Raw genomic sequence first — 20,730 nt, 5'->3', positions numbered from 1 at the left:
CAGGCTTAAAAAGGCTTCGCCACATTATGTTGTATACCGAAATTCCAACTCAACGTCCTGTTACGCCATTGTTAGATGGAATTGATCATCCACAACAGTTACGTCAGCTCGAACAAGGCCTGCTCCCACAAGTGGCGGATGAGTTGCGTCAATATATTTTGTATGCGGCAGGGCAAAGCGGTGGCCACTTTGGCGCAAATCTTGGTGTAATCGAATTAACGGTTGCGTTGCATTATTGTTTTAATACACCTCAGGACCGTCTGGTTTGGGATGTGGGTCATCAGGCTTATCCACACAAGGTGTTGACAGGTCGCCGTGACAGAATTACCACGATCCGTGCCAAAGATGGTTTGGCTGCATTTCCTGCCCGTGAAGAATCCGAGTTTGATACTTTTGGGGTAGGCCATTCATCAACAGCAATTTCTGCTGGTCTTGGTATGGCGTTGGCACGTCGCTACCAAAAAGACCCATGCGATGTGGTTGCCATTGTCGGTGATGGTGCAATGACCGCAGGTATGGCCTTTGAAGCCATGAATGATGCGGTTGCCCATGATGCCGACCTGATTGTGGTGCTGAATGACAATGATATGTCGATCTCCTGCAGTACAGGCGGCTTTGCCAAGCATTTGGCGGCGATTTGGGAAACAGGTCAGTTGGTCAATGTCAATGAACAGGGTGAAGCCTATGTTCAGCCACATCCGAAGTGGACTTATAACTCACGGTTACATCAGTCTGCAACAGATGCAGCGGATAACTTATTTAAAGCGATTGGTTTTGATTATTTTGGCCCATTTGATGGGCATGATGTTGAACAACTCACACAAGTTTTTCATGCGCTTAAAAAACGTAAAGGCCCTCGTTTAGTTCATGTTTATACCAAAAAGGGTAAAGGATTTGCGCCTGCTGAAGCAGACCCGATTACCTATCATGCGATTACTAAAATTGCACCTACAGCATCTGCTCCTGCAAAAAAATTACCGCCTAAATACTCAGACGTATTTGGACAATGGTTATGTGATGAAGCAGCGCAAGATGATCGTTTACTCGCAATCACCCCAGCGATGTGTGAAGGTTCAGGGATGGTTCAGTTTGCAAAGCAATACCCTGAACGTTTCTTTGACGTTGCGATTGCTGAACAACATGCAGTGACTTTAGCCGCGGGTATGGCGTGTGAAGGTTTAAAACCTGTTGTAGCAATCTATTCGACCTTTTTACAGCGTGGCTATGACCAGTTGATCCATGATGTTGCGTTACAGAATCTGGATGTGACTTTTGGAATTGATCGTGCTGGTTTAGTCGGTGAAGATGGTCCAACCCATGCAGGTGCATATGATTATGCCTATATGCGTACTGTACCTAATATGGTGATCATGGCACCAAAAGATGAAAATGAATGTCGTCAAATGCTGCATACGGCATATCACTATAATGGACCAACTGCCGTACGTTACCCACGTGGTGTCGGTACAGGTGCTGAAATCCAACAACAGATGACTGCTTTAGAAATTGGTAAAGCTGAAATCGTTGCACAATTTAATCAGGATGCAGATCAGCAGATCAGCATCCTTGCTTTTGGTAGCCGTGTTGCAGCCTCAGTTGAAGCAGCAGAATTATTCGCAAGTAAACATTCGGTTGCTGTATGTGTGGTCAACATGCGGTTTGTAAAACCATTAGATGAGCAGATACTTCGTGACTTAGCTGCTGACACAAAACTTTTTGTGACTGTAGAAGAACATGCGGTTATGGCTGGTGCGGGAAGTGCAGTAAATGAATTTTTAGCACGAGCTAAAATCATTAAGCCAATTTTAAATCTAGGTTTGCCAGATACATTCTTACATCAAGCGACACATCAGCAAATGCTCATTGACTGTGGCTTAGATGCCAAAGGTATTTTGCTTTCAATAGAACAAGCACGGTTATAGGTCCTTAACGCTTTGTAAATTGCAAAATAATCTTTCGCAAACATTTTTTACCTAAAAGCCCTTATATTTGATAGAATATAGGGGCTTTTATGCATTATTCTTTGTCAAAATCTTCAAATTTGTAGTGGGTGTTCAATGGAACCTATGGTGGTTATGGCTGCGCGTGCGGCTCAAACAGTTGGTCAAGAGCTTTTAAAGGCACATCAAAATCGTCATAAACTCGATTTACAAGTTGAAGAAAAAGGCATTGATGGTCCAGTAACGCGTGTTGACCGTTATATCGAACAACTTACAATTGATACGCTTCGTAAAAGTTATAAAAACCATAGCTTCCTTGGTGAAGAGTTTGGCATGCAAGAAGGTAAAGGTCACGATGCAGATTGGTGCTGGGTGATTGATCCTTTAGATGGTACTCAAAACTTTATCAACGGTTTTCCTCATTTCTGTATTTCTATCGCTGTACAACATAAAGGCGTAACTCAGCACGGTGTGATCTACGATCCAGTGCGTGATGAATTATTCTCTGCAAGCCGTGGCCGTGGTGCAGTCATGAACCAGCGCCGTATTCGTGTCAATCTAAAAGATTCCTTGGAAAATACTTTCCTTGCGGTTGGGCATCCTTACCGCGCAAAGCGCAACGGTGAAATCGTATCTTATGCAGAACAGCATTTCGCTTCTTTGTTGGCTGTAACTAAATCAGGCGCGCAAATCCGTCGTGATGGCTCTGCTGCTTTAGATTTAGCTTATGTCGCTGCAGGTCGTTTTGATGGTTTCTTTGAGCTTGGTTTAAAACCGTGGGATATTGCCGCGGGTGAGTTGATTGTAAAGGAAGCGGGCGGTGCAGTCGTTGATGCACGTGGTGGTAATGATTCATTTGACAATGGTCAGGTGATTGCCTGTTCACTCAAGATGTTAAAACCGTTGATGCAGGCGGTTGTTCCAGCTTGGGGTGAAGCTGCAAAATAATTTATAGATTATTAAAAAGACCCTCAATATTTGAGGGTTTTTTATGAGGACTTGAGAATAATTAAAGAGTTATCTTGGTCATGATTTCTTTAGCAATCGGTCAGATACAAATAATAAAGGTGATTCAATAGAAAAACCTATTAAAAAAGGTGACTTTTAAAATTATTCTGCTATAATCCGCCCACGCACTTAAATTCCAGTTCATTACCTGAACATTCAGTTCTATTCATATTATGCGCTCGCTGTCCATAGAGAGGACCACATCTTGCGCCCAAATCGCTTAGCGATTCTTCAGGTTGAGGCAGTAATCAAGCGTGCGTTTAGTCCACATCGTCGTTATTCGGATTGCCACTGAATTGTATTTATATTCAGCTTGAGTCGCTTTGCCGCTTGTTGCCGATGTCTATTTTTTGTATTTATTAAAATGGAGCACCCATTAGGGTGAAACTCTCTATGAGCAAAACTTTTGCCGAATTTTCTTTACACGAAACCTTACAACAAGCGCTTGAAGGTTTAGGTTTTACCACACCAACTCCTGTGCAAGAACAAGCGATTCCAGCTGCTTTAGCAGGTAAAGATTTATTAGTTTCAAGCCAGACTGGTTCTGGTAAAACAGCTGCATTCTTACTCCCTACATTGAATGCTTTAGCTGGCGAAGAAGCTTTTGTTTCGTTTAAAGACCGTATGAAAGCCGTAACACAACCCACTATTTTGGTTATTTCTCCTACACGTGAATTGGCTCAACAAGTTAGCCAAGATGCGATTGCATTTGTACGTCACATGAAAGGTGTTCGTATTGCTGCAATTATGGGTGGTATGCCTTTTGGTAAGCAAATTCAACAGCTTAAAGGCGCTCAGGTTGTTGTTGCGACTCCAGGTCGTTTACTTGACCTTGTAAACCGTCGTCAAATTAAACTTGATAAAGTTGAATCATTAATTGTTGATGAAGCTGACCGTATGCTTGATCTAGGTTTCTCTGAAGACTTAGAAGCAATTGGTGAATTAGCTGCAAACCGTAAACAAACATTGATGTTCTCTGCAACATTTGCAGATCGTATTATTCGTCTTGCTGAGCGCATGATGAATGATCCACAACGTATTGCAATCGAAACTGGTCACAGCACCAATACTGATGTAACGCAAACATTACATTGGACTGATGGTTTCGAACACAAGAAAAAATTACTTACGCATTGGTTATCTGACGAATCAGTAGATCAAGCTGTTGTATTCGCAAGCACGCAAGAAGATACAGATATGCTTGCTGAAGAATTGGCTGAAGCAGGTCACTCGGTTGTTGCGCTACATGGTGCAATGCCTCAAACCGTTCGTAACCGTCGTTTACGTAGTATTCGTGAAGGCCGTGCAAAAATCCTGGTGGCGACTGACGTTGCAGCGCGTGGTTTAGACGTACCAACAATTTCACACGTAATCAACTTCGGTTTACCGATGAAAAATGAAGACTATGTACACCGTATTGGTCGTACAGGTCGTGCGGGTCGTACAGGTCAAGCTGTTACTTTGGCAACTTACCGTGAGCGTGGCAAAATCCGTGCTTTAGAAGATTATTTAGATGCACGTTTAAATGTATCTGAAATCGAAGGTTTAGAGCCATCTCCACCTCCTGCACGTTCAGGTCGTGATGGTGGTGGCCGTGGTCGCGGTGGTAATGGCGGTGGCCGTGGTGGTTTCGGTGGTGGTCGCCGTTTTGAAGGTGAAGGTAACTTCAAGCGCCGTGAAGGTAGTGATGATCGTCCACGCCGTAGCTTTGATGATAAACCTCGTGGTGAGCGTCCAGCGTTTGGTGCTGAAGAGCGTCCACGCCGCGAGTTTAATTCTGATCGCCCACGCCGTGAAGGCGGTTTTGAAGACCGTCCAAAGCGTAGCTTTGGTGGTGAAGAGCGTCCACGCCGCGAGTTCAATTCTGACCGTCCACGCCGTGAGGGTGGTTTTAACGATAAACCACGTTTTGACGCGAATGATGACAACCGTGGCAACCGCGTAGACTATAAACCACGCCGTGAGGGTGGCTTCGGCGACCGTCCAAAACGTGATTTTGGTGATCGTCCACAACGTGAGGGTGGCTTCGGCGACCGTCCAAAGCGCGATTTTGGTGATCGTCCACAACGCGAGGGTGGTTTCAGTGACCGTCCAAAACGTAGTTTCGGTGGTGAAGATCGCCCAAAACGTAGTTTCGGTGGTGAAGACCGTCCAAAGCGTAGTTTCGGTGGTGAAGACCGTCCAAAGCGTGATTTTGGTGATCGTCCAGCACGTGAAGGTGGCTTCGGTGGTGACCGTCGTCGCAAAAATGACTTTTAATCGATAGAAACCGATGAAAAGAAGAAGCCAGTTGTAAAACTGGCTTTTTTGTTTGGGATTAGTCAGGTAAGATTGTCAAAATGTGTGCTAATTCAAATTTTGTATAAGAAATGAAAAGGGTTAATCAAAATAAAAGTCTTTTGAGTCAAATGTGGTTTTTCATATGCAATGATGGACTGCCATGCCTTTTTGTCATTTTGATGCTCTGTAATGGCCTGTTTTTCGCCTATGCACTTTTTGGTGACAATCACGCCGATTCCCTAAATGTCAATTCCAGTCAAACCACCAGTCAGGTCGTCTCAAAAAATAACTATATAAATTAGGGTCTGTTGACATTTCACAGATGCTTGCGACAGAGGATATTTTTTAGACGATACAAGGCATGGCTTATGAAATTTAGCTATTCTAAATGAATAAGGCATAACGCTGTAGCGGCAAAAAATGTCCCTGTCCCGCAGGGTTATGGCTAAAACCTCCCTAAACTGCGTTATGAAACTTGACAAGGGGGTCGCCATTGCCTACGTTTCATGCCTTGTTTATGTCGTTTTAGCCGATAACGCAAGACATGGCTGAAATGTCAACAGACCCTAACAATCTTCATACGTCGCTCATCAAAATAAAAACAACGATTTAGTCTTTCAGTGGGCTTTGTTGCACAAATAGACGAAAGGTAGAGTTGTTCTAATCTTCAGATATTTATGCAACAGCCACCGTTTTAGCTGTACCAAGTTGAGTAAATTTATTCAAAATATCGACTCTTATTTGCAAGTCAACCACCTGACGATTAAAGCATCGACTAGATACACCTTGTCCAAGTCGTTTCAAGGCAAACATTTTAGCCTCTATTCGGGATCGTCGATGATAACCAATATCTCGTTTCCACTGCTTTTGACCCTTGTCCCAACAGCCTTGTACTGCATGATTCCTTGCTTTACCAATTTCATTTTCTGCCCATAAAGCAGCATTGGAACGAGGAGGGATAATTACATTTGCTTGCCGTTTCAAAATCGCATCATAACAATTCACTGTGTCATAAGCACCATCAGCCGTGACAGATGCAATGGGTTCATCAATTTGATCTAAAAGAGGTTGGAGCATTTCAGCATCACCATATTGGCAGGTCGTGACTTCAACCGCTTGTATTTCTCCACTGTTTGCATCTGTCGCAAGATGTAATTTCAGCCATTGACGATGTTGGTTTACGCCATGTTTTTTACGCACCCATTCCCCATCACCTGTAACTTTGATCCCTGTGCTATCAACTAAAATATGCAAGTCTTCCTGTGGATTTTTTGCTGATTTATGTAGAAGTGGCTGGAGCTTATCTGCTCGCCGACTCAATGTTGAGAAGTCTGGAACATTCCAGTCGAGGTGAGCCATTTGCAAAAGGCTTTGAATGAAACCTTGTGTTTGGCGTAAAGCCAGTTGGAACAGGTTTCGTATCGTCAGGGCAAATTGAATTGCTATATCAGTGTAGGTAGGTTGCCGTCCTTTTTTTCCAGTAGGTGTTGCAGACCATTGCATTTGGGGATCAAACCAAATGGTGAAAGCACCCCGTTGACGTAAAGCCTGATTGTACTCAGACCAGTTCGTTGTTTTGTATCGGCTTTTTGATTCTGTATTCATCTAACATGTATGGGGATGAAATTTATTTATGCAACAAAGCCCTTTCAGTGTATAGTATGCGTGCATAAAAAGTGCAGGAATGAATGCCATTATGAATAACAAATCTCCTCTCGATAGCGAAGCCCTAATTGAAGTTAAAAACCTGAGCTTTAATCGAGGAGAACGCGTCATTTATGACGATATCAGCCTTAAAATTCGACGTGGTCAAATTACTGCCATTATGGGACCATCAGGTACAGGTAAGACCACTCTATTGCGTTTGATTGGTGGACAACTGAGCCCCGATCAGGGCGAAGTTTTGCTGGATGGCAAAAATATTGCTGCAATGTCACGTCATGAATTATTCGCTGCGCGTGCCCGTATGGGCATGTTATTCCAGAGTGGTGCGCTGTTTACCGATATGTCGGTCTATGAAAATGTGGCATTCCCGATTCGTGCACATACCAAATTGCCAGAACACCTCATCTCAGAACTGGTGGCATTAAAACTTGAATCCGTCGGTTTACGTGGGGCTGAGCAGTTGATGCCAACTGAGCTTTCGGGTGGTATGAACCGCCGTGTGGCTTTGGCACGTGCCATTGCACTTGATCCTGAACTGATCATGTATGACGAACCCTTTGCAGGACAGGACCCGATAGTGATGGGGGTGCTTACCCGTTTAATCCGTTCCCTGCGTGAAGCGTTGGATTTAACGACCATTGTTGTCTCACATGATGTCTCAGAGACACTGTCGATTGCTGACTATATTTATGTGGTGGCGGAAGGTAAAATTCAGGGTGAAGGTTCACCTGAACAATTAAAAAATCACGCATCACCATTTGTGCGCCAGTTTTTAACAGGTTCGGTTGAGGGACCTGTCGAATATCAATTTACTCACCAAGCATATTTAGATAACGAGGTTCGTCCATGAATGCGATTGCCTGGCTAGGTAGACTCGTTATTGAGCGAATAAAGGGAATTGGTGCTGCGGCACTGATGCTGCTGCAAGTTTTATTTTCCATGCCATCTAAAGGTGGCTTTCAGCGTTTTGTGTACCAGATGTATCGTGTTGGGGTGATGTCCCTGCTGATTATCGCAGTTTCAGGCTTGTTTATTGGTGCTGTTCTTGGCTTGCAGATGTATAGCATTCTGGTCACCTTTGGCAGTGAGGCGATGCTGGGTACAGCAATTTCACTGACACTATTACGTGAACTGGCATCTGTGGTGGCTGCCTTGCTGTTCGCAGGCCGTGCAGGTTCAGCATTGACCGCTGAAATTGGTTCCATGAAGCAGAGTGAACAGCTTGCCAGTATGGAAATGATCGGGGTTGATCCACTTCGTCAAATTGTTTCCCCACGTTTATGGGCAGGGATTGTCAGTCTGCCAATGCTCACCGTGATTTTTGCAACCATTGGCATTATTGGCGGCAAGATGGTGGGGGTTGATTTCTTGGGCGCTGATGAAGGTTCATTCTGGAGTGGTATGCAAAGCAGCGTGCAGTTCTGGCATGACATTTTCAATGGCACCATTATTAAAAGTATTGTATTTGCCCTGATTTGTACATGGGTAGCGGTCTATCAGGGCTATGCCTGTGACCCGACACCTGAAGGTATCGCGACTGCAATGACCAGAACGGTCGTATATTCTTCACTTTGTGTATTAGGTTTTGATTTCGTGTTGACTGCGGTCATGTTCGGAGGGATTTAATGAAATCACGTACTAGTGAGCTGGCCGTAGGTATTTTTGTCATTATCTTCGGTATTGCTCTATTTTTTCTTGCGATGAAGGTCAGTGGCTTGGTGGGTACCAATTTACGTGACAGCTACAGCATGACAGCGCAGTTTGATAATGTGAATGGTTTAAAACCACGTGCCAAGGTAACCATGAGTGGTGTCACCATTGGCCGTGTAGAATCCATTACCCTTGATCCAGTGTCACGTCTGGCAACAGTCAAGTTTGATCTTGATGGTAACTTGACCAGCTTTAGTCCAGAGCAACTCAAGGAAGTGCAAAAGAACGCACTTGAAGAGTTGCGCTACAGTGCTGATTATGAGCAGGCCGATGCTGCGAAACAAAAAGAAATGGAACAGCAACTCATCCGCAACATGACCTCCATCACCAGCCTGGATGAGGATGCTTATATTATGGTTGCAACCAATGGTCTTCTGGGTGAGAAATATTTGAAAGTGGTGCCAGGTGGTGGTGTGAGCTACCTTAAACGTGGTGACGTGGTTTCAAATACCCAGGGTACAATGGATTTAGAAGATTTAATTAGCAAATTTATTACAGGTGGTGCTGGTAAAGCCACAGCTGGCTCAACCGCAACAGAGGGTTCAACTTCGCAGCCAGCCGCTGCTGAAGCAGAACCATCTTTCGCTGAGTAATTTAGGTTAGGAGATTGTCCGTGAACACATTATTGAAACAAACGCTAACAGCAAGCGTATTATCGGCTATGCTTGCAACCACAGCATTTGCAGCACCAACAGAAACTCCACCTGATTTTGTCAAGCGTGTCGCTGATGGGTTGATTACCCGTTTAAAGGCAGATAATGCGAAATTACAAAATAACCCAGCTTTGGTAAGAACGATTATTCGTCAAAATCTCGACCCCTATGTAGACTCACAGGCGTTTACACGTATTGTGTTGGGTACTTATGCCAATAACCAATATACCAATGCTGCACAGCGCGCCCAGTTTGAGAAAAACTTCCGTGAAGTGATCATCGAAAACTATGGTGGTGCTTTTGCGAAATACACCAACGAAAGCTATACCATGCGCCCTTATAAAGCGTCAAACAGTAAAAACCCTGTGGTAACTTTAGACTTCCTGCACAATGGTGAAAAGATTCCTGTGTCGTTCCAGTTAACGGACAAGGGCGATCAGTGGAAAGTACGTAATATCAATGTATCTGGCGTTGACCTTGGTTTACAGTTCCGTAACCAATTTGCGGCAACGGTTCAGCGTAATGGTGGTGATATCAATAAAGCGATTGCAACTTTTAAACCTGATGCAGATGCTGCAGTCACTAAAAAATAAGTAGGTGAAGGGTGATTCAGTATATTGATCAGCAACTTATCGTTCCTAAGACGATCGATTTTGAAAATGCAGAGCAGATTTACCAATCAGGCTTAGCGCATATTCAACAACATCAGCATTTTCCTTTGATTGTTGATCTTGCTCAGCTTGAACAGGGCAGCACCTTGTCTCTCGCTGTATTAGTGCAATGGTTGCGTCAAACCCCTGAAAGTAAAGGGCTGCATTTTAAAAATGTCCCTGAGAAAATGCTGAAAATCATCCAGGCCAGCCATTTACAAGATGACTTGAAGCTAATTTGATCAAAATCTTGTCGAAATAAAAAAGCACCATCAGGTGCTTTTTTATTAAATCCATTTTTTCCAGCGGAAATACACCATCGGCAACACCAAAAATGCCATTAAAATGCCACTGACAATCCAAAAGCTGAGGTTGCCATGGGCAAAGGGCAGTACATCCGTGTTCATGCCATAAATACTGGCGATCAGCATCGGAGGGGCAAGCATGCTTGGCAAGATCGAGAATCGACGAATCGTGTCGTTCTGTTCTGTGTTAATGAATCCAGAGGTGGTATCGAGCAAGAATCGTACTTTCTGGAACAGGAAAGCATCGTGTTCCACCAGCGAGCGAACATCCTCACTTAACTCGCGAATATCGGCATCATAAATATGGCTGCCTAAAGCGCGTGGACGAGACAAAAAGGTCAGTACCCGACGTAGGTCAATCAAACACAGCTGGGCTTTTCCGAGCATGTCTTCCTGCTGTGCCAGACGCGTAATCATGTCATCCAGATCCAGCACCTTTTCACGGTGATGGTTATTCAACACTTCGGTTGAGTATCTTTCCAGATCCTTGTGGATATCTTCGAGGATATCGGCAAGTTCATCCAGCTTTGCCTCAAGCAGGCCCAATAAAATCCAGGTTGGATCTTTATAGTCCATGTCATAATCATTGCGCCGCGCACGCGCACGGAACGCACGGAACGCCACCAGCTTTTCACCGCGCAGGGTAAACAGGCGGTCTTTATGCAGAATGAACGCAACTGTTTGCACCATTGCCAGCATGTGGGATGATTCTTCCGCATCTCCATCCACCTGATAGTTTTTATTCTTTGTTAAAAAATAGGTGCTGATATGTAAAATACCATCGTCATCACGGTAAAATCGCGCCGATGAGGAAATGTCTTCAAGTGACTTTAAGGTGGGCAGGTTACGGTCATAGGCATCCAGCACCCATTGTTGTTCTTCCTGCGAGGGGGCGATGAGGTCAATCCACACCATTTCAGGGTGCAGATCAAAGCTGCCGTTGATGGTTGCATCTTCTAGACTACCGCGCTCTGTGGCATAAAAGGCTTCAAGCATGTCTTTTTTCCTCGCGCAGTCAATATCAGACTTTCTGCTTTCATAGATAGAAAGTCAGCGTGTATTTTAGACAAGGATGGGCTGAAAAACACTTGCCTAAACGTTATTTTGTTAAAAATCTTGTTACATAGTCTACTTTAGCAGCATGACAGTTATATAAAACGGTTTTAATTGTATGAATTCTATTTGGATGATCAGTCCACAATATTGGCACCACTGACTAAAGAGGTGGTGATTCCATGGTGTCAGCAAAACCTTGTAAGCTAGACTCACGATGTTGTGCGGCCGCCAAACACACACTATAGATTTGTTGGCAGCCGATTTGTTCCAGTGCCTGTGATAAGGCGGTAATGGAACTTCCCGTAGTCACCACATCATCCACAATCAGCACTTTTCGATAGCGAATTTTTCCTGATGGATTGCTAATAAATTGCTGCTCAATGTCTTCCAGCCTCTCCAGACGCGAAAAGCCTTTTTGTGAGTGTTGTGCCAGACGTTGTACAGGCTGCCAGACAGGAATATTCAGGTTATGTGCCAGTGCTTTCGCCAATAGTAGGCTCTGGTTAAAACCGCGCTCTACCAAACGATCTGTGGAAATTGGCATTGGCACAATGGCCTGAACTCTGGGAAGCTTGAGCTGTAGCAACAGGCCATTCAATAAACGTTGATGATGCAGTTTTTGTTCATATTTAAACTGTTGAATAATGCGGTCAATCGGATATTGATAATGACATGCAACAAATACCTGTTGCTGGTTACGGGTAATGTGCTGTTTCAACCACGGCAGTTGTTGCCAGCAATTGTGACAAACACCAAAATGCTGTTTGATCCCAATGTCACACAGGCTACATGGCGTGCAATAATCAAAAACCTGTTGGGCGGATGTGCCAAGTAATTTAAACATAAGCGTATCTTGGTGCTTGAGGCAACCAGCGTTTGAGCAGGCCGTCAGCATGTTGTGGATAATCCTTGAGGATTTGTGCCGCCACATAATGTGCCTGGCTGAGTAAATGGTCATCACGTTCCAGACGCGCCACGCGAAAGCCCATATCCCCTGTCTGTTTGGTGCCCAGCAACTCACCTGGACCGCGAATTTCAAGATCCTTTTCAGCAATCACAAAGCCGTCATTGCTTTCCCGTAAAATGGAAAGGCGTTCTTGTCCATTCTGTGACAACGGGGTTTTATAGAGTAGGGCGCAGAAACTTGCGGTTGCGCCCCGACCCACCCGCCCACGGAGCTGATGCAGTTGCGACAGCCCCAGCCGTTCTGCATTTTCAATCACCATGATGGATGCATTGGGTACATCCACGCCGACCTCAATCACCGTGGTGGCAATCAGTAATTGTAATTGATTGTCCTTAAAGGCCTGCATAACCGACTGTTTTTCATCTGCTTTCATTTTACCATGCACCAGCCCAATGTTGATGTCTGAAAAACGCTCTTTAATTTCCTGATAGGTGGCCTCGGCCGCCTGTGCATCCAGCGTTTCAGACTGTTCAACCAGCGTACAGACCCAATAGGCCTGCTTGCCCTCCCGACAATTGCTTGCGATACGTTGCAGAACCTGCTCGCGCCGATCCAGTGGAATGGTCACAGTTTGAATGGGGGTACGTCCTGGTGGCAGTTCATCAATAATGGAGGTGTCCAGATCACCATAGGCACTCATAGCCAGCGTGCGGGGAATTGGGGTTGCAGTCATCACCAACTGATGGGGTGTGAACTGGTCTGTACCTTTGTTGCGTAGGGCAAGCCGTTGATCAACCCCAAAACGGTGCTGCTCATCAATAATCACTAGACCGAGTCTGGAAAACTCGACATTGTCCTGAAACAGTGCATGAGTGCCCACAATCAACTGGGCATGACCCTGCTTGATCTGTTGTTCGGCCTGAGCGCGTGCCTTACCTTTCTGTTTGCCTGACAGCCATGCCACCTCAATGCCCAACGGTTCAAACCAGCGTTTAAAGTTTAAGTAGTGCTGCTCGGCAAGAATCTCCGTCGGTGCCATCAAGACCACCTGCCAGTCCGCTTCCAGCGCATGACAGGCAGCGACTGCAGCAACTAGGGTTTTACCTGCCCCGACATCACCCTGTACCAGACGCAACATTGGCTGATCCTGTTTAAGGTCGTGCAATATTTCCTTGGAAACCCGTTTCTGGGCGTTGGTCATCTGAAATGGTAGACCATCCAGTAAGTGCTTTGCCAAAACCTTGCTGCTGTTAAAACGCGGGGCGGCAATCTGGCGGATATAGGCACGGCGCGTCAACAAACTGACCTGATGGGCAACCAGCTCCTCAAAAATCAGCCGTTGCTGTGCAGGATGGGAACCCTGATTAAGCTGCAACATATTGGCATCGGTTGGCGGCTCATGGATGTAATGCAGAGCCTCTTTCAACTCATAGCCGTTACTGTATTTTTTAGGCAGTAGTTCAGCCAGCTCATCACTATGGTACTGTAAAGCCTGACGTACATATTCCCGTAGTTTGGGCTGGGTCAGGCCCTCGGTACTTGGGTAGATTGCGGTAAGCTGGGTTTTGGGTAAGGCAGTATGTTGCTGGATCACCTGAATTTCAGGGTGATACAGTTCCAGACCACGTGCACCGACCCGAACCTCGCCAAAAATCCGCAGGCGTTGCCCAATCTTGATACGGTCGGTCAGACCCTTGTAAATATGATAAAAACGTAAAGTGACCTTGCCAAAATCATCCTGTAGCAATGCCGCCAGTGACTTCTTTTTGCCAGGTGGAAAGTCAACAGACCTGACTTCACCCTCAAGCAGGTAACTGCGCCCAACCACCAACTGATTCATTGGAATAATCGTGCTACGATCTTCATAGTCACGCGGAAGATGAAACAGCAGGTCATCCGTGCTAAAAATATGAAGTTTTTCGAGCAGGGCCGCTGCGGCAGCACCAACGCCTTGTAATTGCTGGACTGAGGTCATCTTTGGTCAGGGATATGTATGCATATTTTATTTATTGGTTATGGTAAAACATCTCAACGTGTTGCTAAACACTTATTTGAGCAGGGTCACCACATTAGCACAATTAGTCGCAGTGCAAAAACAGATTGTTACGCGACACATGCGATACAGGATATTCACCAGCTCGACCTGACCGCATTTGCTCCGATTGATGTGGTCTATGTGTTGCTTGCCCCGTCACAAGCTGGGATTGAGGCCTACCAGCACACCTATGTGGACAGTGTTGAGCCAATCCTCAAGGCCTTAAAGTTACATCCTGTTCAGCGCATCATCATTGTTTCTTCGACACGAGTCTATGGTGAAAATGCAGGGGAGAGGATTGATGATGAGTCATTGATCCAGCCTGCCGATGAGCAGGGCAAGCTGTTACGGAAAATGGAGTTGTTGTGGCAGATGCATTATCCACAGCAGAGCATCATCGTTCGTCCAACAGGGATTTATGGAACATCAGTGGCCCGTCTGCAACGAATGGCTGAGCAAACATCAACCTACCCAGCCATTCATTTGAGTAACCGTATCCATATTGATGATTTGGCAAGGTTTTTGGCTCAACTTATGGATGTGGAGAATGCACAGCCCAGCTATATCGTCACCAATAACATGCCTTTACCCATGCATGAAATCCTGCTCTGGTTCCAGCAACAGCTTGATTTGCCTGCGTTGAGGTTGCTCTCTGAACAGCAGACAGGGAAACGCATTTATGCCACCAGACTGATGGAAATGGATTTTAAATTTGACCATTTGATTTGCTTTAATGACTATGCGGCGGCCTTGTCGGCACATGGCAATCCAGAATAATTCGATCAAACTGCAAGTGTTGTGATGCGGAATATGGCCTTTATTACCATTGGATGTCAGTGTATCTTCAAGATGGCTTGAATGATGCACAGAGTTTGCAGCAAAGTGGGCAAAGGTCAGCGATGAAAAAAATAATATATACAGTGCTTCTCGGATGGATTGCGACAAACAGTTGGGCGAGTGAACAGGTCTGCTGTGTATTTGACCCTGTGGGGACTCAGGGCGATATTAGCCGCAGGTTTCAGGATATTCGCCTGTATGCACAGCAAAGTCGGGTCCAGTTGAAATTTAAAACCTTTCAAATCAGCAAGGTTTCCCCCGTTAAACAACAAGAGAATCGGGATTCTTGAAAACAATCCGCCACAACAGGCATTGGTGCAGAGGGCTATGAGGCATTGGTAGCAAAAATCCGTAACCGCTATGTCGATTCAGGTTACTACGATGCCTATTTTGTTGACCTGATCAGATGACTGCGTTGTCTGGATGATCCGCAATGTCTAGAGTGTCGGAAATAAAAATACCTCAAAGCGAAGTTGCTTTGAGGTATTAATTGCAATATTAAGCTTTTTTACGTTTCAAGCGGCGTTTGGCCTGTTGTGAAGCCATTGCCGCCAGCGCTGTCGCCAGTTCCTCATCACTGAATGTGGTGATGTGCTGCAACATCTGCAAGGTCGCTTCGTCAAGCACCAACTGGGCACCTGCTGCCATTTCACTAAAGTTGTCATCATATTCAATCAAGCCCTGTTCATTGTTGCGAATATAATTCTGCTGCGTCAGCACTTTAATAAAGCTTTGGAACAGTGCCTTGTCAAAGAACTCTGGTGAGTTGAACTCGTACAGTACAGACAAACGTTGACCCAATAAATGGCTCAGCTCCTCAACCTGTTTGGTGGAGATATTGCCAGAACCACGCTGGGTAATCAGCGCAAGCGTCATGTAGTAACGTTCCAGGCTCTGTTTCACAGGCAATCCCAAGGTCACAAGTTTCTGGTGTTCTTCGCTATTTGGTGTTGGGCTGAACAGGTTGCCATCATGGTCCTGAAAGATCAGGCCAATCTGTACCAGCGCATTGATGTAGCTATCAATATGCTGTTGCAGTTCAGCTGGCTGCCATTTCATGAACAGTTCAGCTTTCAGGAATGGATACAGGGTACGGATGACGTTGCTTAAATCGGTCTTGTTAATTTTACCGTTGTGCTCAACCAGTGACGCAACCAGTGATGGTAGTACGAAAGCATGCAGGATATTGTTGCGGAAATAGGTGAGCAAGACCGCCTGATTGTCCTCAATTGCAATAATATCGCCCAACACATGCTGTACGCGCTTGATCAGTTTGAGCTTCATGCCATAGGCAATGATTTCCTTGCCCGATAATGAGGTGACTTGAGTGCGCTCATCATAAGGTTGCTGGGTGGCCAGATCACGGTAAATGTCGAGCTGTTTTGCACAAATCTCCTCATCCAGCGTATGTTTTGGCGTTGCCAACAAGATCAGCGAAAGCAGGGAAACAGGGTTGATCACCACCGCACGGTTGATGTTTTCCAGAATCAGGTTGGCTGAGCTTGACACCACACTGGAAATTTCTGCTGGAATTGGCGCATCATTTTTTTCGATCTGAATTTTATCTGCATTATGCTGCTTTAAAATATCATCAAGGAAAACAGGTTCACCAAAATTGACGTGTACCTTGCCAAAAATTCTTTCAATTTTACGTAAAGTTTTGACGATGCCAAAAATTGATTCTGCTTCTTTTGGCTTACCCTGCATCTCACCGACATAAGTTGAACCTTCCATCAGGCGTTCGTAGCCGATATATGTTGGAACAAAAACAATTGGCTTGGCGCGACCGCGTAAATGACCATGAATGGTCATTGCAAGCATGCCTGTCTTCGGTGGTAGCAAGCGACCGGTACGTGAACGACCACCTTCAATGAAGTACTCGATAGGCGTATTGCGTGATAGAATGCTGTATAAATATTCTTTGAGTACAGATGTATATAGTGCATTTCCGCGGAAAGATCGGCGTATGAAAAATGCACCACCTCCACGTAATAACTGACCTACAAAAGGTAGGTTTAGGTTATCACCCGCAGCAATATATGGAATCATCAAGCCACGTTTGTAAATCACATAAGACAGTAATAAATAGTCAATATGGCTACGGTGGCATGGTGTGTAAATAATTTCATAGTCTTTCGCAAGTTCGCGAACTGTACTGAAATTATGAACTTCAACGCCGTCATACAGTTGTGTCCATAATCGTGTTAAAGCCATATCTGCGAAGCGTACTGCTGACGCTGAATAATCAGAAACGATTTCATTGACATAGCCAATTGCGCGGCGTTCTGCCTCAAGCATGCTGATTTTATGCTGAATGCTTTCACGACGGATGGCATCCTGTACATCGGGTGCCTTAATGATAGACTGCATCACGTTGCGGCGGTCTGACAAGTCAGGCCCAAGTACGACTTCGCGTTGCTGGTCTAGGTAGCCATCTAGTGAACTTGCGATATACGTGGCAGGAGAGATGTTTGGATGATGTCTCTTGGCATAATCTACCAGTTCACGCAAGGATTGCGGTGCATGGAACTCTAAATAAGACTCACGACCATGTAGACCAATATTGACCAGTTGTTTGACTGTCCCAGGCGTTGCCCAAGTATCGGAGAACAACAGTTTAAACCATGAATCCTCTTTATCTGGTGAACGTCCCCAAAGTACTGTAACGGGAACTAATTGAACATCTACTTCTTGATTTTGTTCTAATGCTTCGATCAACTGTAGAAGGCGTGGGGGATATGTTTGAGTATTAAAAAAGTTATTTTCATTTTGATGTAAAAATAGAATCGAGTTTTTTTCATGATAAGTTCCAAAACTCATGGCATCTAAAGCTGGCTTTAGATGAAGGCGACGCGTTTCACCATCAACTACCAAAGCATTACTACGTGAATAATTTTGTAGTACATAGCAAATCACTTTATTTGAATCTGGTGTGCTTTGCTCAGTTGTTGTTGATTCTGTAGGAACTTCACCAAGAACATGTGGGGTGACCACAAGGTCAAGTAACTTACTCGAAAGTTGGCGATACATTTGACCAAATCCAGTCTTGGACATTACAGACTCCTAAATCATAATCCTGACAGTAAGCCATGATGAGCACGACATTCTGCGTTATTCTGACATAAAACGATATGTTATTTTCTGACAAAATATAGCGTATTTGGTAGATTTTATCGTTAAAAATCGTATTTTTAGCGGTTATAAATAAGAATAACGTGACGGACAAATCATTTTATCCTGAGTATATTTATGGGAATTTATGGCACAATCAAGTCAGGTTGCTCATGACGGTTGATCTGAATTGTCCTGACTTCGCCCTGTGCATGAGCTAGAAACAGTGTTTTATTGTGGCACTATAACTGTCCTTATGCCTGGGTTGATTTCTCCTCATTGGTGTTGGAAGGTGGTTACATGAATGCTTTGACTCAAGAACTGGTTGAACTTTTGACTTTGGAAAAGTTGGAAGAACATATTTTCCGAGGCAACAGCCGCAATCTGGTCGGTAAACGGGTATTTGGTGGGCAGGTGCTAGGGCAGGCGTTAAGGGCCGCATCCTATACTACAGATCGTCCAGCACATTCGTTGCATGCTTATTTTTTATATGGTGGTGATGTCGATGCACCGATCATTTATGAAGTTGATCCATTGCGGGATGGTAAAAGTTTTGCAAGTCGACAAGTGCGTGCGATCCAACATGGACGTACAATTTTTTCGGCGATGGTATCTTTTGCCAATCAAGAAGAAGGCTTAAATTATCAACATAAAGAACCAGAGTATCCGAGTCCTGAAGAGCTGAAGTCTGAGAAAGAATTAAAAGAAAGTATGCTCAATTTCGTTCCAGAAAATGCACGCACCAGTTTTATGCGCGAACGTCATGTGGAAATCAGACCAACTCGACCAGTTAATCCTTTTCAGCCGCAGCCTGAAGCACCATATTATGCGCACTACATTCGTACCCATGATCGTATTGCAGAAAATGTTGATGACGTGTCATTACATCAAGCCATCGTTGCATTTTATTCAGACTTTACTTTGATGACCACCGCACTGCGTCCACACGGGTTATCTTGGATTTCGCCAAATTTACAATGTGCAAGCATTGATCACACCATTTATTTCCATCGCCCGTTACGTGCTGATGATTGGATGCTTTACGATATGGAAGCAACGATTAGTGCTAGTTCACGTGGTCTTAATTTTGGACGCATGTGGCAGAATGGTCAGCTGGTATGTAGCACTGTACAAGAGGGGTTAATTCGATTGAGAGAAATTGAAACCCAGTAAATTAGAGCTGAAAAACTCAAATTAAAGCCATCGTTTAGATGGCTTTTTTGTCATAAGGTTGTGAGAAAAATTGCTCGATTCTTCAATATGAGCGTGCCATAGTATCCATAAGCTAAAATATTTTATTAATCAGCATGAATTTAAATACACAAATTCTAATCGCAGCCGTACTGGGTGTTATATATGGGTTCTTCTTAACTTTGTATCCGCAGACTAGTTTTGCTGAACATAGTTTGTATGGGTTGGGGATTTTAAGCAGTATTTTTATTGGTTTACTAAAAATGTTGCTCATCCCACTTATTTTTAGTTCGATCGTTGTAGGTGTTTCAAATTTACAGGCTGGTGGACAATTTGGACGAGTTTGGAAAATTACAGCATTGAGTTGTCTCACGACAACAACCTTAGCTTTGATTTTAGGAATCAGTTGTGCACATCTATTTGAAGTAGGCAAAGGCGTAGATATTCAAATCTTCCAAGAAGCCATGCAAAACCACCAGACGCCAGATACGCTGACGCCTTCAAGCTTTCTGACCAGTTTTATTCAAAATACCTTGATCAATCCTTTTAAAGCATTGAGTGAGGGTAATGTACTTGCAGTTGTGGTTTTTGCGTTATTCCTTGGAGTCGCATTAGTCAAAGGGGGTGAAAGCTTTAGCTTGGTTCGAAATACCTGCCAACAATTCTTTGTCATGATGATGATGCTTGTGGGTTGGGTGATGAAGCTAGCGCCAATCGGTATTTTTGCGCTGCTTGCTAAATTGATCGCGACCGAAGATCTTTCCGTGTTAAGTCGTTTAGTGGAATTCGCAGCGGTTGTCACAGGAACAACGATTTTCCACGGTGCTGTTGTTTTGCCGGCATTACTTTGGATTTTTGGCAAAATGAATCCAATCACTTTCTTTAAAGGTGCACGTACTGCTTTGGTCACTGCATTTGCGACCAGTTCAAGTTCTGCGACGATGCCACTCAGTATGAAATGTGCACAAGAAAATTTAGGTGTACGACCACAGACGGCAGGATTTGTGATTCCTTTAGGAACACAATTAAATATGGATGGTACTGCACTTTATGAGGCAGCCGCCGCTTTATTTATTGCAAATTTGATGGGCTTGGACTTGAGTTTAACACAGCAAATTATTGTATGTTTAACTGCCATGATTGCTTCATTGGGAGCACCAGGTATTCCCAGCGCAGGTATGGTGACCATGATTATGGTTTTACAATCGGTTGGTTTGCCTGCGGAAGCAATTGCGATTTTATTACCGATTGATCGAGTATTAGATACTGTACGAACAGTAGTGAATGTACAGGGGGATATGATGATCAGCGTTGTTGTTGATCGTTATGCTAAGCAAGCAGAAATTGAATCAAGTTGATGCGATTTAAGAAATAAAAAAGCA

The 20,730-nt window shown here is 44.4% G+C and carries 16 protein-coding genes and 1 pseudogene; 12 read left to right on the top strand and 5 right to left on the bottom strand.

The window, feature by feature from the left end:
• Positions 1-26: 26 nt before the first annotated feature.
• The 3 genes from dxs to F967_RS00640 all read left to right on the top strand — a co-directional run bounded on the left by dxs (position 27) and on the right by F967_RS00640 (position 5,207).
• Positions 27-1,922, top strand: a complete 1,896-nt coding sequence (gene dxs / locus F967_RS00650) for a 1-deoxy-D-xylulose-5-phosphate synthase (protein ID WP_004797555.1) — start codon at positions 27-29, stop codon at positions 1,920-1,922.
• 135 nt (positions 1,923-2,057) lie between these two features.
• Positions 2,058-2,888 carry an inositol monophosphatase family protein gene (locus F967_RS00645; protein WP_004797552.1) on the top strand — a complete coding sequence of 277 codons (831 nt, stop codon included), beginning with the start codon at positions 2,058-2,060 and terminating at the stop codon, positions 2,886-2,888.
• Positions 2,889-3,341: 453 nt separating this feature from the next.
• The gene (locus F967_RS00640; RefSeq protein ID WP_004797551.1) at positions 3,342-5,207 is read left to right on the top strand and encodes a DEAD/DEAH box helicase; all 1,866 of its coding nucleotides are present in this window, start codon (positions 3,342-3,344) and stop codon (positions 5,205-5,207) included.
• 696 nt (positions 5,208-5,903) lie between these two features.
• Here the strand turns inward: F967_RS00640 and F967_RS00635 are convergent.
• Positions 5,904-6,833: an IS5-like element ISAba10 family transposase gene (locus tag F967_RS00635; RefSeq protein WP_004763228.1), complete on the bottom strand. Its 930-nt coding sequence runs from the start codon at positions 6,831-6,833 to the stop codon at positions 5,904-5,906.
• A 91-nt stretch (positions 6,834-6,924) separates the two neighbouring features.
• Between F967_RS00635 and F967_RS00630 the strand changes: the two genes are divergently transcribed.
• Genes F967_RS00630 through F967_RS00610 form a run of 5 tightly spaced genes read left to right on the top strand, consistent with a single transcriptional unit; the run spans position 6,925 to position 10,148 of the window.
• Entirely contained in the window at positions 6,925-7,743 is an 819-nt protein-coding gene (locus tag F967_RS00630; protein WP_004683298.1) for an ABC transporter ATP-binding protein, read from the top strand.
• Complete coding sequence (gene mlaE / locus F967_RS00625) at positions 7,740-8,519, top strand: lipid asymmetry maintenance ABC transporter permease subunit MlaE (protein WP_004678635.1); 780 nt, start codon at positions 7,740-7,742, stop codon at positions 8,517-8,519. Before F967_RS00630 ends, mlaE begins: the two co-directional genes overlap by 4 nt.
• The gene (locus F967_RS00620) at positions 8,519-9,196 is read left to right on the top strand and encodes an outer membrane lipid asymmetry maintenance protein MlaD (protein WP_004797548.1); all 678 of its coding nucleotides are present in this window, start codon (positions 8,519-8,521) and stop codon (positions 9,194-9,196) included. Before mlaE ends, F967_RS00620 begins: the two co-directional genes overlap by 1 nt.
• A gap of 20 nt (positions 9,197-9,216) precedes the next feature.
• A complete protein-coding gene (locus tag F967_RS00615) occupies positions 9,217-9,849 on the top strand; it encodes an MlaC/ttg2D family ABC transporter substrate-binding protein (RefSeq protein WP_004797545.1) in 633 nt (210 codons plus the stop codon).
• A gap of 11 nt (positions 9,850-9,860) precedes the next feature.
• The gene (locus F967_RS00610) at positions 9,861-10,148 is read left to right on the top strand and encodes an STAS domain-containing protein (RefSeq protein WP_004797544.1); all 288 of its coding nucleotides are present in this window, start codon (positions 9,861-9,863) and stop codon (positions 10,146-10,148) included.
• A gap of 45 nt (positions 10,149-10,193) precedes the next feature.
• On the opposite strand, the gene F967_RS00605 is transcribed toward F967_RS00610, so the two are convergent.
• The 3 genes from F967_RS00605 to recG all read right to left on the bottom strand — a co-directional run bounded on the left by F967_RS00605 (position 10,194) and on the right by recG (position 14,149).
• Positions 10,194-11,207, bottom strand: a complete 1,014-nt coding sequence (locus F967_RS00605) for a CorA family divalent cation transporter (RefSeq protein WP_004797540.1) — start codon at positions 11,205-11,207, stop codon at positions 10,194-10,196.
• 220 nt (positions 11,208-11,427) lie between these two features.
• The gene (locus F967_RS00600; RefSeq protein ID WP_212749253.1) at positions 11,428-12,111 is read right to left on the bottom strand and encodes a ComF family protein; all 684 of its coding nucleotides are present in this window, start codon (positions 12,109-12,111) and stop codon (positions 11,428-11,430) included.
• Complete coding sequence (gene recG / locus F967_RS00595; RefSeq protein WP_004797536.1) at positions 12,104-14,149, bottom strand: ATP-dependent DNA helicase RecG; 2,046 nt, start codon at positions 14,147-14,149, stop codon at positions 12,104-12,106. Before recG ends, F967_RS00600 begins: the two co-directional genes overlap by 8 nt.
• Before the next feature lie 18 nt (positions 14,150-14,167).
• Between recG and F967_RS00590 the strand changes: the two genes are divergently transcribed.
• Positions 14,168-14,986 (top strand): NAD-dependent epimerase/dehydratase family protein, encoded by an 819-nt coding sequence (locus tag F967_RS00590; protein ID WP_004797535.1) that lies wholly within the window; start codon positions 14,168-14,170, stop codon positions 14,984-14,986.
• Positions 14,987-15,108: 122 nt separating this feature from the next.
• Positions 15,109-15,456, top strand: a pseudogene (locus F967_RS00585) (hypothetical protein).
• An 88-nt stretch (positions 15,457-15,544) separates the two neighbouring features.
• Here the strand turns inward: F967_RS00585 and plsB are convergent.
• Positions 15,545-18,100, bottom strand: coding sequence for a glycerol-3-phosphate 1-O-acyltransferase PlsB (plsB, locus tag F967_RS00580; RefSeq protein ID WP_004797531.1), 2,556 nt, complete (start codon positions 18,098-18,100; stop codon positions 15,545-15,547).
• A 357-nt stretch (positions 18,101-18,457) separates the two neighbouring features.
• On the opposite strand from plsB, the gene F967_RS00575 reads away from it, so the two are divergent.
• The gene (locus F967_RS00575) at positions 18,458-19,330 is read left to right on the top strand and encodes an acyl-CoA thioesterase (RefSeq protein ID WP_004678615.1); all 873 of its coding nucleotides are present in this window, start codon (positions 18,458-18,460) and stop codon (positions 19,328-19,330) included.
• Positions 19,331-19,464: 134 nt separating this feature from the next.
• Positions 19,465-20,706 (top strand): dicarboxylate/amino acid:cation symporter, encoded by a 1,242-nt coding sequence (locus F967_RS00570; RefSeq protein ID WP_004760637.1) that lies wholly within the window; start codon positions 19,465-19,467, stop codon positions 20,704-20,706.
• The last annotated feature ends 24 nt before the right edge of the window (positions 20,707-20,730 follow it).

This window comes from Acinetobacter sp. CIP 102637 (assembly GCF_000368425.1).
In the GTDB taxonomy this organism is placed as follows: Bacteria; Pseudomonadota; Gammaproteobacteria; order Pseudomonadales; family Moraxellaceae; genus Acinetobacter; species Acinetobacter parvus.
Note: the sequence above shows the minus strand (reverse complement) of the source record. Positions and strands in the feature narration are given on the sequence as shown.